Genomic DNA, 15,044 nt, shown 5'->3' with positions numbered 1-15,044 from the left:
TTCATCCGAGTGACATCTGTGAGCTCCCCATGCGTCAACCGTCACTCACCTTTCACCCGTCGGAGGTACGTAGGTTCGGTTGTCCTACGACTCCACGAGAAGGGCCCCAGGATGAGCGCGGCTGACCAGGCCACGGCACCGCACATACGGCTGCCCCTGTCCGACCGGCCTCCCGTTCGGCCGCGGGCGGCGAGTCGGCTGCGCGCCCTGGACGGGCTGCGGCTGCTGGCCGCGCTGATGGTGTGCATGTACCACTTCACCGGCAAGAACGGCGAGGTCGCCGCCTCCTGGCACCAGTCCCCCGGGGCGATGTTCCCGACGCTGTCGCAGCTGTCCACCTACGGCAGCCTGGGCGTGCAGTTCTTCTTCGTCATCAGCGGCTTCGTGATCTGCATGAGCAGCTGGGGCCGCAGCCTCGGGGACTTCTTCCGCTCCCGGATCTCGCGCCTCTACCCGGCGTACTGGGCGGCCATCGTCATGGTCACCGCCGCGGCCGTCCTCCTGCCGGTCGTCGTCCACCCGGTGCGGCCGGACGAGTTCCTGGTCAACCTCACGATGATGCAGCAGCCGCTGGGCGTGCCGCGGGTCCTGGGCGTGTGCTGGACGCTCTGGGTGGAGCTGAAGTTCTATGTCCTCTTCGCGCTGTTCGTGATCTGGAAGGGCGTGACCTACAAGCGCGTGGTCACCTTCTGCATCCTGTGGACGCTGGCCAGTGCCTTCGCCCGGGTCGCCGACAACCCGCTGACCGACGAGCTGGTGATGCGCGACCACGCCCCGTTCTTCATCGGAGGCCTCGCGCTGTACCTGATCCACCGCTTCGGCAGCGACCTGCTGCTGTGGGGGATCGTCGGCATGTCCTTCCTGCTGGGCCAGCGCTACTCGGTCATGGCGCTGTGGCACCCCGGGGCGCAGGGCGAGTTCCACCGCAGTCCGTACGTCATCCAGGCCATCGTCTTCCTCTCCTTCGCCTCCGTGGCGGTGGTGGCGCTGGGCTGGACGCGCTGGGCCAACTGGCGCTGGCTGACGGTGGCGGGGGCGCTGACGTACCCCTTCTATCTGATCCACGAGCACCTGGGCTGGTTCTTCATCCGGGTCCTGCACCGGGGCCTGGGCCTCGGCTCCTATCCGACGCTGGCCCTGTCCGTGCTGAGCCTGCTGGGGCTGGCCTGGCTGATGCACCGGTTCGTGGAGAAGCCGTTCGGGCCGAAGTTGAAGCGCGGGCTGCCGGCCGTTCGCTTCTGATGACCGAAAGGCAGTTGGGGCGCCCCGTGACTCGGGGCGCCCCAACTGCCTTTTACCGACCTCGTGTTACTTGCGGGCCGTCGACCGCAGCTGCCGCACCGCCTTGCGGACCGCCGGATGCCGGCGCAGCGCCTCGGCGCGGACCGGGCTGCCGCCCGGCAGCCGCAGGCTGGTGAGGCGGCGGCGCTTGAAGTAGTGCTGGTACCGGTCCAGGTTGCCGCTGAGCCAGGCGGTCACCTCGTCGCGCAGGGCGTGGTGCTTGCGGGACTGCATGCAGTAGCCGACGCTGCGGACCAGCGGGGCCAACCCCTCGGCCATCCCGGTGAGTTCGAGCTGCGAGCCCAGTTCGGCGTGTTCGGCGTCGGGCAGGGCCGCGTCGATGATGGTCAGCGGGATGCGGTTGCTGTTCTCGTACGGGGTGATGCGCTCGAGGAGCAGGTCCGTGCCGACGCGGGCGACGGGGATGCCGTAGAAGGCCGCGGCGGTCATCAGAGCCGTGGAGAAGCAGCCGATGACCAGCTTCGGCTTCAGGAAGGCGAAGACGGTCTCGGCGAGGACGGGCTCGTTCAGGACCGTGAGCCTGACGCCGAGTTCGTCGGCGACCGCTTCCAGGGACTCGTTGAAGACGGCCGGTGCGCTCGGGTGCGGCTTGAACAGGATGTCCTGGTGTCCGGCGCGCGCGGCGGCGCGCAGGAAGCGGATGTGGAGCTGCTCCTCCTCGTCCTGGGTGATCAGGTCGATCGCCGAGAGGTACTGGCCGAGGAGGACGGCGGTGGGCGGGTTGTCGGACGGGAGGCGCTCGGCGAGGATGCCGGCGCCGGACTCGCCGATCTGGGCGAGGACGTCGACGATCGCGTCGTTCGGGACGGCCTCGGGCGGCACGCCGTACTCGGCCAGGAGCATGGGCTCGAGGCCCGGCACCAGGTCGAGGTGGAGGACGCGCTTGATGCGGCTGCTCATGCCGTGCGGGATGCGGTTGCGGGTGGGGCCGTAGCTCATCAGGCCGTCCGCGTACACATGGATCGGGCTGTCCGCGAAGATGTCCGCGACCGCGCGGGAGGGGTTGGCCTGGATGGACTCGCAGGCGATCTCGACGGGTTCGTCGCCCAGGTTCCAGGCGAGGCGTACGGCCTTCTCCCACAGCAGGGTGTCCTGCCCGCGCGGCGACCAGCCGGCCGGGTGGTGCGGGGAGATGAAGTCGTTCCAGGAGCGCACCTCGTCGAACTCGGGGCGCAGCTTCTCGAAGCCGGCCATCCGGTCCAGCGGGGTGCCGATCTCGGGGATCGCGGCCGTGTTGCTGACGACGAGGATGCGGCGGACGCCCTCGCGCGGGCCGAACCGGCCAGCCCGTAGGGCGGCGGTGACGGTCGCGGCCGCGTACTGCGTGGCCGAGAAGAAGATCTGGATCATGCCGCCACTCCCTTCATGCCACCCCGTATGCGGCGCAGCATGTACACGCGCTCCTCGCCCATCCCGACGAGAGCCTCTTCCAGCTCGTCCTCCGACATCCTGCCCAGCGCCTCGGCCGCCATCTGCTTCAGCCTGGCGGCGATGCTGCGTTCGAACCGGCCCCGGCTGAGCAGCTGGTGGGCGATGACGACGCAGTAGTTGCGCAACGCCTTCTTGCGCAGCCTGCCCACCTCGGGGTCGTCGGCGAGTTCGGCGAGGACGAGGTCGAAGGAGCGGAAGAAGTCCAGCTGGCGGACGTCACCGATCTGGGTGAGCGAGCTGGCCACGCCCCGGCGGTAGAAGACCCCGCGCAGGCTGGCGACGGCGTAGGACTCGGCCCTGCGGTGCAGGTCCCAGATCCAGGGGCGGTCCTCGGCGGTCTTGAGGCCGTCGTGGAAGCGGAGCATGCCGCGGTCGAGGAGGCGGCGGTGGTAGACGCCGGCCCACGCGTACGGGTAGTCGACCATGGTGGTGTCGTCGACCGGGAGGATCGAGGTGCGCGGGTCCAGCGGGGTGTGGCGGCGGCCCTCGGGTGCCCGGTGGACGGTCCGCTCGATGCCGGTGACCTGCACATGGTCGGTCCGTACGAAGTCGACGTCGAACCGCTCGATGGCGTCGACGAGATCCGTGAGATAGCCCGGCGCCAGCCAGTCGTCGCCGTCGAGGAAGGTGAGGTAGCGGCCTTCCGAGGCGTCGATCCCGGTGTTGCGCGCGGTGGCCAGTCCGCCGTTCTGCTCGTGCCGTATGACCCGGCTGTTCCTGAGTCTCTTCGTCAGCGTCAGCAGCGCTTCGTACGTCTTGTCCTTGGTGGACCGGTCCTCGACGAAGATGAACTCGAAGTCGTCCCGTTCGTTGTTGACCAGACTGGTCACCGTCTCCGGTACGTACGACTCGATGTTGTAGCACGGGACGATCACGGACAGTGTCGGGGGGCGGTTGGTCACGCGTACACCTGGGCTCTCTCCGGGGCGGATCCCTGCGACCGTAGGAGATGTTCGACGCCGGACATCAACTCCCTGCCAACTACCAGGTGAACGAAAGGTAACCGGACGGCGCCCCCTGTTTTCCCGTCCATCCGACCGCCACAGTAAGCGCTTATCACCCCCGCTCGGGTGTTCGACACGACTCGACAGAACCCGGGGGGAATGTGTGCACACGACCGTTTTCCACAGCGCTGACCTGCCACGGACCGAGCGACCGGACCGCTTCGACGGACCGGACCCAGACTCGGGGTCGGGGTCGGGAGCGGGCTCGGGATCGGAATCGGGAGCGGGAGCGAGAGCGGGACTCTCGCAGCCCACGGCCCGGGCACTCGACCTCGGCCCGGTGAACATCGTGGAGCTGACCTGCTCGCCGTCCCTCGTCCGGCGCGCCCCGGCGCTGATCCGGCAGGCGGACCCGGAGCTGTGCTCGGTCGTCTTCCCCCGGCGCGGGGCGCTGGTGGTGACCCAGGCCGGGCGCGAGGCCCTGCTGGGCGAGCGGGACCTCACGCTCTACGACAGCTCGCGGCCGTTCGGCGTACGCACGGCCGGCCGGGGGACGGTCACGCTGGTGCGCGGGCAGATGCCCCGCGCCCTGCTGCCCCTGTCCGCCCACCACACCGACCGGCTGCTCGGGACCCGGTTACCGGGCCGGGAGGGCGTGGGCGCGCTGCTCACCCGCTTCCTCAGCGACCTCGCCGCCGGCCAGCCTTCCGGGCGGCGTACGGGATTCCGCCGTCGGACTTCCGACGCCTGGCCGGGACCGTGAGTGGACGGATTGCCACATGAGTGTGTTCTGTGCGCCAACGTCTCAACTGGCGCAGCCAGCAATGCTGTTGCTCGGTTCACTTCCCGCTCTTGAAGAGAGGTTCGTGATGAAGAAGCTGCGACTTGCCACCGTCACCGCGCTCAGCACACTGGCTGTGGGCGCCGGCATGATTCTCCCGTCGTCCGCGCAGGCCGCGCCCACGTACTGGCAGTTCCAGAACGAGCGGTTCGGCACCTGTCTGACCGGCGGCGCCGGGTCCGCGTTCGCGACGATCTGCAACGGAAGCGACCGCCAGGACTGGGACTGGGTCGGCGGCAACGCCTGGAAGCAGCTCAGGAACCGGGAGACCGGGCTCTGCCTGATGACCGACAACAAGACGGACGTCAACGCCGCCTGGACGAGCAGCTGCAACAGCGACGCGCAGGGCCAGCTGTTCTACTACACGGCCGACCTCAAGAGGCTCCAGGGCCTGCTGGGCGGCGGGAGCGAGTCGATCCTGCGGACGAGTGACGTCAAGGATGCCGTCTACTCCACGGACGCGGGCCAGGTCGCCGCCTCCTACTACCGGTGGACCGGCACCCACACCTGATCCACGCCCTCACCTGACCCCGTACCGCGCCCCGATCCCCGCGATCACGAGGGCCAGCCCCTCCTCGAAGTGCCGGTCGTAGTCAGCGAAGATCTCCGCGCCCGCCTGAGCCGACAAGGGATAGTCGGCCATCAGGCGGGCGCGTTCGTCCACGTCGTAGCCCTCCCGGCGTTCCCCGGCCATGGGCTCGACGCCCTGCTCCTCGGTGACGAAGCCCAGGGTGTAGAAGTACGTCGTCGAGGTCGCGCGGACCGCGTCGGCGAGGGCGAAGCCGGCGGCCGTGAACAGGCGCAGGTCGGCCTCCATCTGCTCGGCGTGCTCGATGCCGGTGAAGCGTGAGCCGCTGAAGACCTTCGCGCCGTCGCGGTAGCCGAGAAGGGCCGCGCGCAGGCCCCGGTTGGACTTGAGCAGCCGCTCCTGCCAGGTGTCCGCGGGGTCGAGGGGCGTCCCGGCGACCATCCGGCGGTACATCTCGGTCGCCATCTCGTCGAGCAGGGCCTGTTTGTCCTTGAAGTGCCAGTAGAGGGCGGGCGCCTTGACGTCCAGTTCCTTGGCGATGGCGCGCAGGGTCAGGCCGTCCAGGCCGACCTCGTTCAGGAGTTTCAGGGCGGTGTCCGCGACGCGTGTGCGGTCGAGGGGCGCTCGGCGTTCCGTAGTCACGCTTGACAGCTTAACGGCGTTAAGGCCACGCTTGCGGTCAAGGCAACTTAACACCGTTAAGGAGAGGCGTGATCATGAGCGAACGAACCGACGTCCTGATCGTGGGTGCGGGGCCGACGGGCCTCGCCCTCGCTGTCGACCTGGCCCGGCGCGGGGTGGACGCACTGGTCGTGGAGCGGGCCGAGGGGCTGTTCCCCGGGTCACGCGGCAAGGGAATCCAGCCGCGCACCATGGAGGTCTTCGACGACCTGGGCGTGCTCGACGCGATCCGCGCGGCGGGCGGCGGCTATCCGGTCGGAATGATCTGGCAGGGCGGCGAGCGGGCGGGCGAACACCAGATGTTCGACCCCGCCGAGGTGACGGAGGACTCCCCGTACAACGGACCGTGGATGGTGCCGCAGTGGCGGACACAGGAGATCCTCTTCGCACGGCTGGAGGAGCTCGGCGGGAAGGTCGCCTTCGGCCGGGAGGTCGTCGGCCTCACCCAGGACGAGGCCGCCGTCACGGTCGCCTTCGCGGCCGGTGAGACCGTCCGCGCGCAATACGTCGTCGCCGCCGACGGCGGCCGCTCGGCCGTACGGCGGGCCCTCGGCATCGGCATGACCGGGGAGACCGTCGATCCGAACCCGATCCTGGTGGCGGACGTCAGGATCACGGGGCTGGACCGCGACAACTGGCACATCTTCCCGCCGCGCGGAGACGGCGAGGGCTTCCTGGCCGTCTGCCCGCTCGCGGGGACGGAGGACTTCCAGGTGGTGGCCCAGTTCGCGGAGGGGGCCCCGGTGGACGTCTCCCCGGCAGGCGTACGCGAGGTCGTCGCCGCGCGCTCGCATCTCAGGCCGGAGGACGTGACCGAGGTGCGGTGGGCATCGGACTTCCGGGCGCGGGCGGCGCTCGCGGACCGGTTCGGGCAGGGGCGGGTGTTCCTCGCGGGGGACGCCGCGCACATCCACTCACCGGCCGGCGGCCAGGGGCTCAACACCAGCGTGCAGGACGCCTACAACCTGGGCTGGAAGCTGGGGGCGGTGCTGCGGGACGGTGCGGACGCCGCGCTGCTGGACACGTACGAGGAGGAGCGGCGGGCCGTCGCGGCTGACATGCTGGGGCTGTCGACCAGTGTGCATCGCGGGGAGGTACGGCGGGGCGAGGCGACCCGCCAGCTCGCCCTGGGCTACCGCGAGTCGACGCTCACGCGGGAGTCACGGGCGACCCCGGGCCCTCTGCGAGCGGGCGACCGCGCCCCCGACGGGACCCTGGCAGGCGTACGCCTCTTCGACGCGTTCCGGGGGCCGCACTGGACGCTGGTGGCGGTCGGGGTGGAGGCTCCGGAGCTGTCGGCGTCGGTCAGCGTGGTCCGGGGAGCGGCGCAGGAGTCGTACGGAACGGGCCTGTTCCTGGTACGCCCGGACGGCTATGTGGGCTGGGCCGGGGACCAGGTGACCGGACTCATGGACTACCTGGGCCGGGTCGGGCTTCGCTAGTCGTCGCCGCCAGGGCCACCACGGCCGCCGCCCGTCTCACCGTCGAGGAGGGCGTCGACGGAGAGTTCGAGGGTGACGCCGACGGATTTGCTGAGCGTATCCAGATCAGTCGCTCAGAACGCATCGCTCGGCACATAAGTCCCCCAAACCCCCCGAAGCGCATTGCACACCTCACCCACAGTCGCCCGAGCCCGCAACGCGTCCTTCATCGGGTACAGGACGTTGTCCTCCCCCTCGGCCGCCTTCCGCAGCGCGTCCAGCGCCACGTCCACGGCTGCCTGGTCCCGCTCCGCCCGCAGCTTCGCGAGCCGTTCCGCCTGTTGAGCCTCGATGGCGGGGTCGACGCGGAGCGGCTCGTAGGGCTCCTCCTCGTCCAGTCGGAAGCGGTTGACGCCGACGACGACCCGTTCGCCGGAGTCGGTCTCCTGGGCGATCCGGTACGCGCTGTGCTCGATCTCGTTCTTCTGGAAGCCGTGTTCGATGGCCGACACCGCGCCGCCGAGGTCCTCGACCTTGCGCATCAGCTCGACCGCCGCCGCCTCGACGTCGTCGGTCATCTTCTCGACGGCGTAGGAGCCGGCGAAGGGGTCCACGGTCGCCGTCACGTCCGTCTCATAGGCGAGGACCTGCTGGGTCCGCAGGGCCAGCCGGGCCGACTTGTCCGTCGGCAGCGCGATCGCCTCGTCGAAGGAGTTGGTGTGCAGGGACTGGGTGCCGCCGAGCACCGCCGCGAGGCCCTGCACCGCGACCCGGACCAGGTTCACCTCCGGCTGCTGGGCCGTCAGCTGCACGCCGGCCGTCTGGGTGTGGAAGCGGAGCATCAGCGACTTGGGGTTCCGCGCACCGAACTCGTCCCGCATCACTCGGGCCCAGATGCGGCGGGCGGCGCGGAACTTGGCGACCTCCTCCAGGATCGTCGTACGGGCGACGAAGAAGAAGGAGAGGCGGGGCGCGAAGTCGTCGACGTCCATGCCGGCCGCGACCGCCGTGCGGACGTACTCGATGCCGTCGGCGAGGGTGAAGGCGATCTCCTGCGCGGGGGACGCGCCCGCCTCGGCCATGTGGTAGCCGGAGATCGAGATCGTGTTCCACTTCGGGATCTCGGCCTTGCAGTACTTGAAGATGTCGGCGATCAGCCGGAGGGACGGCTTCGGCGGGAAGATGTACGTGCCGCGCGCGATGTACTCCTTCAGCACGTCGTTCTGGATCGTGCCGGTGAGCCGGTCCGGCGAGACCCCCTGTTCCTCCGCGACCAGTTGGTAGAGCAGGAGCAGCAGCGCGGCCGGCGCGTTGATCGTCATGGACGTCGACACCTTGTCCAGCGGGATCCCGCCGAACAGCACCCGCATGTCGTCGATCGAGTCGATGGCCACGCCCACCTTGCCGACCTCGCCGTGCGCGATCGGCGCGTCGGAGTCGTGGCCCATCTGGGTGGGCAGGTCGAAGGCGACCGACAGGCCCGCCGTGCCGTGGGCGATCAGCTGCCGGTAGCGGGCGTTGGACTCCGTCGCCGTGCCGAAGCCGGCGTACTGGCGCATCGTCCAGGGGCGGCCCGTGTACATGGAGGGGTACACGCCGCGGGTGAAGGGGTACGCCCCCGGCTCGCCCAGCTTCTCGGCCGGGTCCCAGCCGTGCTGCGCGTCCGGCCCGTAGACCGGCTCGATGGGCAGTCCGGACTCCGACTCACGCGCCATGGGGTGCCTCCGTGTCGCAGTTCACTTCTGTGTCCAACCATGCCGCGTAGTTCGCAACCGGTCACGCGCGGGGAACATCTCAGGTGACATCAGGGCGGTCGGGGGCGGCCGCGATGAGACGCCGGGGGTCGGGATGTGTACCAGGGGCATGGGGAGATCGACTGTCGCATTCGCCACGGGCGCCGCGCTCGCTGTGCTGTGCGGCTGTACGGTGCAGGCGTCGGGGGACGACAGGCACTCGCCGGTGCGCATAGAGCTCCCGAGCGGTACGCCGTCCGGGAAGTCCGGCCCGACCGACCCCGCCGACCGGGCCGACCCGTCCGGCCCGACCGACGACAAGCCGGGCGCGACGTCCGCACCCGCGGCGCCCGCCGTGCTGTGGTCGCGGGGCGACGAGGGCCGTGACATACGTGAGCTCCAGGCCCGGCTGCGGCAGATCGCCTGGCTCTTCGACGGTCCGACCGGGACCTACGACGATCTGACCGAGCAGGCGGTGCGGGGCTTCCAGGGCAAGCGCGGGCTGCCGAAGACGGGGAAGACCGACGAGGTCACCTGGGAGCGGCTGCTGAAGATGACCCGCGAACCCGGCAAGTGGGACCTGTACCTGATGGGCGGCCAGCCGGCCGACGCGCCGGACGCGCGGTGCCGGACCGGCCGGGTGCTGTGCATCAGCAAGTCGAGCCGGACCCTGCGCTGGATGATCGACGGGCGGACGGTCCTGACGGTGCCGGTGCGGTTCGGCTCGCAGTACACACCGACCCGGGAAGGTGTGTTCAGCGTCTACTGGAAGTCCCGGCACCATGTGTCGACGCTCTATGACTCGCCCATGCCCTACGCCATGTTCTTCAGCGGCGGCCAGGCGGTGCACTACTCGTCCGACTTCGCGGCCACGGGCTACGCCGGTGCCTCGCACGGCTGCGTCAACATACGGGACGAGCGGGCGATCGCGGAGATGTTCGACCAGGTGAGGACCGGCGACAAGGTCGTCGTCCACTGGTGAGGCGCGGGACGCGGATGAAGTGGGGCGCGGGCGGGACCGGGGGAACGTGTCCCGCCCGCGCCGATGCACGAGCCGCAGGTACGGGGGGAACCCCGGCTCTGTGCGACGGCCGATGACCAGTCGGCTCACTCAGATCAGCGCCGGGGCGGCCGAAAACGTCACTCCTGCCGCGAAGAAATTTCTACGAATCACAAAACCGCAGGTCAGCGATGTGCGAGCGGAGTGATGACACGGTCGGGCAGAAGGCCGGTCACGGCCGACGGGGCGAGGGCGGTGCCGTCCACACGGTGGCCGTCGCGGTCGCTGTCGCGGTGGCCGTCGCGGTCGCCGCCGGCGTACCGGCCGCCTCGGCCGTCGCGGCCCGCACCGGCCCCGTCGCCCTCGTCGTCGTCCTTCTCCCGACCCCGGACCCTGTCCTTGCTCCCGTCCTTGCTCTTGTCCTTGCCAGGCGTGTCCCAGCTGCCGCCGCCGGACGTCTTGAGGACGTTCTGGCAGTACTCCCGCACGCGCCCGGAGCCGCCCGCCGCGTTCTCCAGGGTGCGGCGGCGGTCGTTGGACAGCTGCTTGCCGTCGCGCAGGTCGCGGCAGTACGAGGTGGCGGCCTGCCACCGGCCGCCGGAGGGCTCGGCCCGGTCGTCGGGAGCGGATCCGCGGTCCGTGGCGGGGCCACCGGGTGGCACGTCGTCGGTGACGCCCGGAGCGGCGGGGGCCCTCGTGTCGTCGTCGGGCGTGGGTCCGCCCCGCACACCGCTCTCCGGGGACGGCGAGAGGAACGGGCGTTCCGGCGAGGCGGGCGCCGAGACCGAGGCCGCCGGGCGGCCCCCTTCGTCCTCGACGAACGGCGCCCGCAGGACTCCGGTTCCGGCCGCGACCGCGACACCGCCGACCATGCCGACGGCCAGCGCGGCGGCGAGACCGAGTCGTACGGGACGGCCCCAGCGGGGGCGACGGGCCGCGCGGGCGGGGCCGCCGATGCGGACGAGCCCCACGTCGGCGACGTGGGTGGCGTGCGGTCCGGCGTCGGGGCCGACGGTCGCGGCGGCGCCGTCCCGGTCCGCGCGCGCCGCGCGGAACGCCGCCAACGCGGCGGCCTCTCCAGGGAGTTCCGCGCTGCTCAGCGAGGGTTCGACGGTCAAGGCCTCAAGTGTCTTGGCGAGGCGTTCGGCCTGGTCGCGGTCGGCCGCGTCGACAGCTTCGAGTGACTCTCCGCGGAGCAATCGCTCCGCCGTTTCGCGGTCCAGCCACCTGTACTGCTCGTCGGCCATCACACATCCTTCTGCGTCCGCGTGACGCTTTGCGTCACACTCGCAGACGTCACCGCACGGTCGCGGGTTCCTCGCTGGGGAGGCAGGGCGTCGAGCACCCCGGCCGATTCCGGATCGTCGCCGAGCAGCTCGGCCAGCCGTTTCAGACCTCGGTGCGCGGCGGTCCGTACGGCACCCGGACGCTTGCCCAGCGTCTCCGCGGCGGTCTTGGCGTCGAGCCCCACGACCACGCGCAGGACGACGGCCTCGGCCTGGTCCTGCGGGAGCCGCGCGATGAGGGACAGGGTGCCGTCGGTGGCCAGGGCCTCCATGGCCTCGCCCGCCGTGTCGGACTCGGCGGCCCTCCCGGTCAGCTCCGTCTCGTCGCCGCCGATCGCGGGGCGACGGCCGCGCATGCGTATGTGGTCCAGCGCGCGGTTGCGGGCTATGCGGGCGGCCCAGCCGCGGAAGCGGTCCGCGTCCCCGGTGAAGCGCTCCAGGTCACGCGCTATCTGGAGCCACGCCTCCGAGGCGACGTCCTCGGCGTCCGGGTCGCCGACCAGCGTCCGTACGTACCCGAGCAGCCGCGGGTGCACGGAGCGGTACACAGTCCGGAACGCACTCTCGTCCCCGTCCTGTGCGGCAAGCACCGCGGCGGTCAACTCCGCGTCGTCCCCCAGCACTGCTACCTCAATTGGTGGTTGCGGTTCCGAGACCGCAGGTCGTTGCGGTGGTCATACACCCTCCGCGTCCGGCGCGAAAGGCACGTTACGGCCTGAAAGCGCCGCTCGTCCATGTCCGTACAACATGCAACTACCCGGGAATCCGCGAATGTGTCACCCCAGGTGTGACAGAAAACGCAGTCATGGCGCTGTAGAAGGTACGGGCCGCCGCGCGGCCCGTGCCGCGCGACGGCCGGGGCCTCTCCTGTGGGGGGTGGCGGCCCCGGCCGTTGCCTCGGCCGAGGACCTCAGTCCTGCTTCTCAGCCCTGTCAGGCTTCTCGGCGCTCTCGCCGGACGCGTTCTTCCCGCTCGGATCCTGGCCGTTGCCGGTGGCACCGCCCCCGTCGGCCTTCTTCGTCGGCCCGGATGTCGTCGGCCCGGATGTCGTCGGCCCGGATTTCGCCGGACCGGATTTCGTCGGACCGGTCTCCGTCGGACCGGTCTTCGTCGGATCGCTCTTCGCCGCCCGCGCCAGCTGCTCGGCGCAGTACGCGGCCACCTTGTCCGCGCCGCCCGCCGCCGTCACGAGCCGCTGCCAGGCCGTCGAGTCCAGGGCCTTGCCGCTGTCCTCGACGTGGTCGTAGGCACGGCACTTGGCCTCGGTGTCCTGGGCGGTGGAGGGGTGGCCGGGCTTCCCGGCGGCGGCGCCGGACGACGCGGCGGACGGGTGGGCGGACGGCCGGTCGGCAGTGCCTGCCGTCGGGGTGGGCCCGGCCTTGTCGCTGCCGGGGGTGTCGGAGGTGCCGGACGAGCCGATCGCGGCGACTGCCACGCCGCCCAGCGCGAGGCTCGCGACGAAGAGGGAGAGCGTGGTCTTCACGGACAGCGCCAGGCGCCGCGGCTCACGGGGCCGCCAGTCGTCCCGGCGCCTGGTGCGCGCCCGGTGCGCCCCCGCGGCACGCGCGGCCCGGAAGGCGGCCACGGCACGCTGCTCGCCGTCGAGGTCCGCACGGTGTCCCCGCAGTACGGCGGCGGCGAGGAGCGCCTCCAGCGCGGCGTCGTCGAGGACCGCCTTCGGGCCGGAGGGGTGGCCGTTCGCTTGACCGGTCGCGGGGCCGGGCGCGGGGCCGGTGACGATGCCGTCAGGGTGCACACGCCGACGGCCGGGGGTCCCACCGCCGTTCTGCTGCTCACCCATGTTCGTTTCCTGTTCCTGTCCGACCTGGCCTGTACGCGGCCTCCGTGATGCACGTGTCGTACGTGATCTACGCGACCTACATGACAGCTGTGACCTATGAGCTCGTAGAGCCTGTACGTCCCTCACGCCCCGTACGACTCACCGGGCACGCCCGTTTCGCCTCACCGTGGCGTGCGGGTGCCGCCCTTGTCGCCGCCGTCACGCGCACTGTTCATTTCGATTCCCCCAGCGTCCGGGGGCCGTCTTCCGTCACACCTGCGCCGCCCAGCTGCTGGGCGAGGCGCTTCAGTCCCCGGTACGCGGCGGTCCGCACCGCGCCCGGGCGCTTGCCGAGGACGCGTGCGGCGGCGGGGCCGTCGAGGCCGACGACGACCCGCAGCAGCACGGCCTCGGCCTGGTCCCGGGGCAGCCCGCCGACCAGCTCCAGGGCGCGTTCCGTGGACATCGACTCCAGTGCCTGGTCGTGCGTGCTGTGCGGGCCGGGCAGGTCCAGTACGTCGTTCTCCAGGGCCGACGGCCGGGGCCGTACCTTCTGCCGGCGCAGATGGTCCAGCGCCCGGTGCCGGGCGATGGTCGCGGTCCAGCCCCGGAACCCGGCGCCGTCGCCCTTGAACCGGCCCAGGTCGCGGGCGATCTCCAGCCAGGCGTCGGACGCCACGTCCTCCGCGTCGTCCCCGACCAGCCCCCGCAGGTACCCGAGCAGTCCCGGCTGCACCAGCCGGTACGCCACCGCGAAGGCGGCCTCGTCACCTTCCTGAGCCCGCGCGACGGCCGCGCTCAACTCCCCGTCGTGCGCGTGCACGCGGCGGGGTTCCCCTCCCTGGCCCAAAAACTGTCCTCGTCCGTACCGGTTCGCGGCGAATCCGCACCTCGCGGTGCGGCCACCCTTGCCCACGCCCCTCCACGGTCAACAGCGCCCGGCCTCACAGAAGTGTCACAGGGCGGCCGGAACACGGCCGGGATACAACCCTCGCGGCTCGTCGCGAGTCACAGAGACGCCGTGACGAGGCAGGGCCTCCGCACAGCCGACTCCCAGAAATGGCATACGATGCGCGCGGCCTCATAAAGATCAAATAAGAGGATGTACACGCCATGTCGATCGTTCGACCTTCCCGTCCCCTTCGTGGCATAACCGCCGCCGTCGCCCTGCTCGCGATCGGCGCGGCCGGGTGCTCGGATGTCTCGGACGCCGTCGACAGCGCCAAGGACGGCGCGAAGAAGGTGGCCCGCCAGCGGTCGGTGTTCTCGCTGGCCGTCGGGGACTGCTACAACCCCAACAACAAGGGTGAGGGCGAGGAGATCCTCGTCGAGATCGTGCCCTGCGCCGAGGCGCACACCGGTCAGGTCGTCGCCGACTTCAAGATCGACGAAGGCGACTCGTACCCCGGCGACGACGCGATCACGACAATCGCCGACGAGCGATGCCCGGTCGAGGCGGGCAAGTTCGCCCCCGACACCTGGGCGCTGCCCAAGGGCGTCGCCGTCTTCTACTACACCCCGACCAAGGAGAGCTGGGCCACCGGTGACCGCGCCGTGACCTGCACCTACAACAAGGAGTCGGGGAACTTCACGGGCTCGCTGAAGGGCGACACGAAGAGCCTGAAGCCCGCGCAGCTCACGTACCTGACGGGTTCCAACGCCGTCTACGACGCGTTCTGGGCGAACCAGTCCGAGGCGGAGAGCGTCGAGAAGGACCTGGCCGGCTACAAGGCACAGGCCAAGGCCGTCGCGGCCGCCCTCGACGCGCATCTCAAGGGCCTGAAGGGCATCGAGGGCACGGAGGTCGGCAAGCTCCGCGAGCAGCTGACGAAGACGGCCGCGCACTGGAAGACGGCCGCGAACGCCGCCGACGCCGACGCGTTCTACATCGCCTACGACCCGGCCTTCACCGGCATCGACCCGAACAAGGCGGTCGCCGCCCGCAAGGAGCTGGGCCTGGCCACCACCGTCCCGGCCGACGACGCCGAGGTCTGGGCGAGCTGACGCCTCGCCGGGTTACCCGGCGTCGCTTCCTCGTTCGAGGGTCACGGTTTCCGCCCGGTGGATGCCACCTGTGGGACAGGTGACGCAGCCGT

Annotated in this window: 14 protein-coding genes; 6 read left to right on the top strand and 8 right to left on the bottom strand. The window is 70.8% G+C overall.

Annotated features, from left to right (window positions below; translation table 11 throughout):
- The first annotated feature begins 111 nt into the window (after nt 1-111).
- Complete coding sequence (locus ABIE67_RS29070; protein WP_370263764.1) at nt 112-1,242, top strand: acyltransferase family protein; 1,131 nt, start codon at nt 112-114, stop codon at nt 1,240-1,242.
- Between the two features lie 66 nt (nt 1,243-1,308).
- Here the strand turns inward: ABIE67_RS29070 and ABIE67_RS29065 are convergent, their stop codons facing one another.
- On the bottom strand, nt 1,309-2,652 hold the full coding sequence (locus ABIE67_RS29065; RefSeq protein ID WP_370263760.1) for an alpha-2,8-polysialyltransferase family protein: 1,344 nt from the start codon (nt 2,650-2,652) through the stop codon (nt 1,309-1,311).
- Nucleotides 2,649-3,635 (bottom strand): glycosyltransferase family 2 protein, encoded by a 987-nt coding sequence (locus tag ABIE67_RS29060; RefSeq protein WP_370263756.1) that lies wholly within the window; start codon nt 3,633-3,635, stop codon nt 2,649-2,651. Before ABIE67_RS29060 ends, ABIE67_RS29065 begins: the two co-directional genes overlap by 4 nt.
- Nucleotides 3,636-3,840: 205 nt before the next feature.
- Here ABIE67_RS29060 and ABIE67_RS29055 point away from each other — a divergent pair, with 205 nt between their 5' ends.
- Together ABIE67_RS29055 and ABIE67_RS29050 are read left to right on the top strand one after the other, a co-directional pair.
- Nucleotides 3,841-4,440: a hypothetical protein gene (locus ABIE67_RS29055; RefSeq protein WP_370263751.1), complete on the top strand. Its 600-nt coding sequence runs from the start codon at nt 3,841-3,843 to the stop codon at nt 4,438-4,440.
- Between the two features lie 106 nt (nt 4,441-4,546).
- On the top strand, nt 4,547-5,029 hold the full coding sequence (locus ABIE67_RS29050) for a hypothetical protein (RefSeq protein ID WP_370263747.1): 483 nt from the start codon (nt 4,547-4,549) through the stop codon (nt 5,027-5,029).
- Between the two features lie 9 nt (nt 5,030-5,038).
- Here the strand turns inward: ABIE67_RS29050 and ABIE67_RS29045 are convergent, their stop codons facing one another.
- Nucleotides 5,039-5,689 carry a TetR/AcrR family transcriptional regulator gene (locus ABIE67_RS29045; protein WP_370263743.1) on the bottom strand — a complete coding sequence of 217 codons (651 nt, stop codon included), beginning with the start codon at nt 5,687-5,689 and terminating at the stop codon, nt 5,039-5,041.
- Between the two features lie 74 nt (nt 5,690-5,763).
- Between ABIE67_RS29045 and ABIE67_RS29040 the strand changes: the two genes are divergently transcribed.
- Nucleotides 5,764-7,170, top strand: coding sequence for an FAD-dependent oxidoreductase (locus ABIE67_RS29040; protein ID WP_370263738.1), 1,407 nt, complete (start codon nt 5,764-5,766; stop codon nt 7,168-7,170).
- A gap of 113 nt (nt 7,171-7,283) precedes the next feature.
- On the opposite strand, the gene ABIE67_RS29035 is transcribed toward ABIE67_RS29040, so the two are convergent.
- Entirely contained in the window at nt 7,284-8,864 is a 1,581-nt protein-coding gene (locus ABIE67_RS29035) for a methylmalonyl-CoA mutase (RefSeq protein ID WP_370263732.1), read from the bottom strand.
- 148 nt (nt 8,865-9,012) lie between these two features.
- On the opposite strand from ABIE67_RS29035, the gene ABIE67_RS29030 reads away from it, so the two are divergent.
- Nucleotides 9,013-9,864: a L,D-transpeptidase family protein gene (locus ABIE67_RS29030; RefSeq protein ID WP_370263728.1), complete on the top strand. Its 852-nt coding sequence runs from the start codon at nt 9,013-9,015 to the stop codon at nt 9,862-9,864.
- 203 nt (nt 9,865-10,067) lie between these two features.
- Here ABIE67_RS29030 and ABIE67_RS29025 read toward each other — a convergent pair whose 3' ends face one another.
- The 4 genes from ABIE67_RS29025 to ABIE67_RS29010 form a co-directional block, all read right to left on the bottom strand.
- Nucleotides 10,068-11,129, bottom strand: a complete 1,062-nt coding sequence (locus tag ABIE67_RS29025) for a hypothetical protein (protein WP_370263724.1) — start codon at nt 11,127-11,129, stop codon at nt 10,068-10,070.
- The gene (locus ABIE67_RS29020; protein ID WP_370263720.1) at nt 11,129-11,791 is read right to left on the bottom strand and encodes an RNA polymerase sigma factor; all 663 of its coding nucleotides are present in this window, start codon (nt 11,789-11,791) and stop codon (nt 11,129-11,131) included. Before ABIE67_RS29020 ends, ABIE67_RS29025 begins: the two co-directional genes overlap by 1 nt.
- 287 nt (nt 11,792-12,078) lie before the next feature.
- Nucleotides 12,079-12,969 carry a hypothetical protein gene (locus ABIE67_RS29015; protein WP_370263716.1) on the bottom strand — a complete coding sequence of 297 codons (891 nt, stop codon included), beginning with the start codon at nt 12,967-12,969 and terminating at the stop codon, nt 12,079-12,081.
- Nucleotides 12,970-13,180: 211 nt separating this feature from the next.
- On the bottom strand, nt 13,181-13,798 hold the full coding sequence (locus ABIE67_RS29010; protein ID WP_370263711.1) for an RNA polymerase sigma factor: 618 nt from the start codon (nt 13,796-13,798) through the stop codon (nt 13,181-13,183).
- A gap of 263 nt (nt 13,799-14,061) precedes the next feature.
- Between ABIE67_RS29010 and ABIE67_RS29005 the strand changes: the two genes are divergently transcribed.
- Entirely contained in the window at nt 14,062-14,952 is an 891-nt protein-coding gene (locus ABIE67_RS29005) for a septum formation family protein (RefSeq protein WP_370263707.1), read from the top strand.
- The last annotated feature ends 92 nt before the right edge of the window (nt 14,953-15,044 follow it).

The sequence above is a fragment of the Streptomyces sp. V4I8 genome (genome assembly GCF_041261225.1).
In the GTDB taxonomy this organism is placed as follows: Bacteria; Actinomycetota; Actinomycetes; order Streptomycetales; family Streptomycetaceae; genus Streptomyces.
This window is presented reverse-complemented; position numbering and strand designations above follow the sequence as displayed.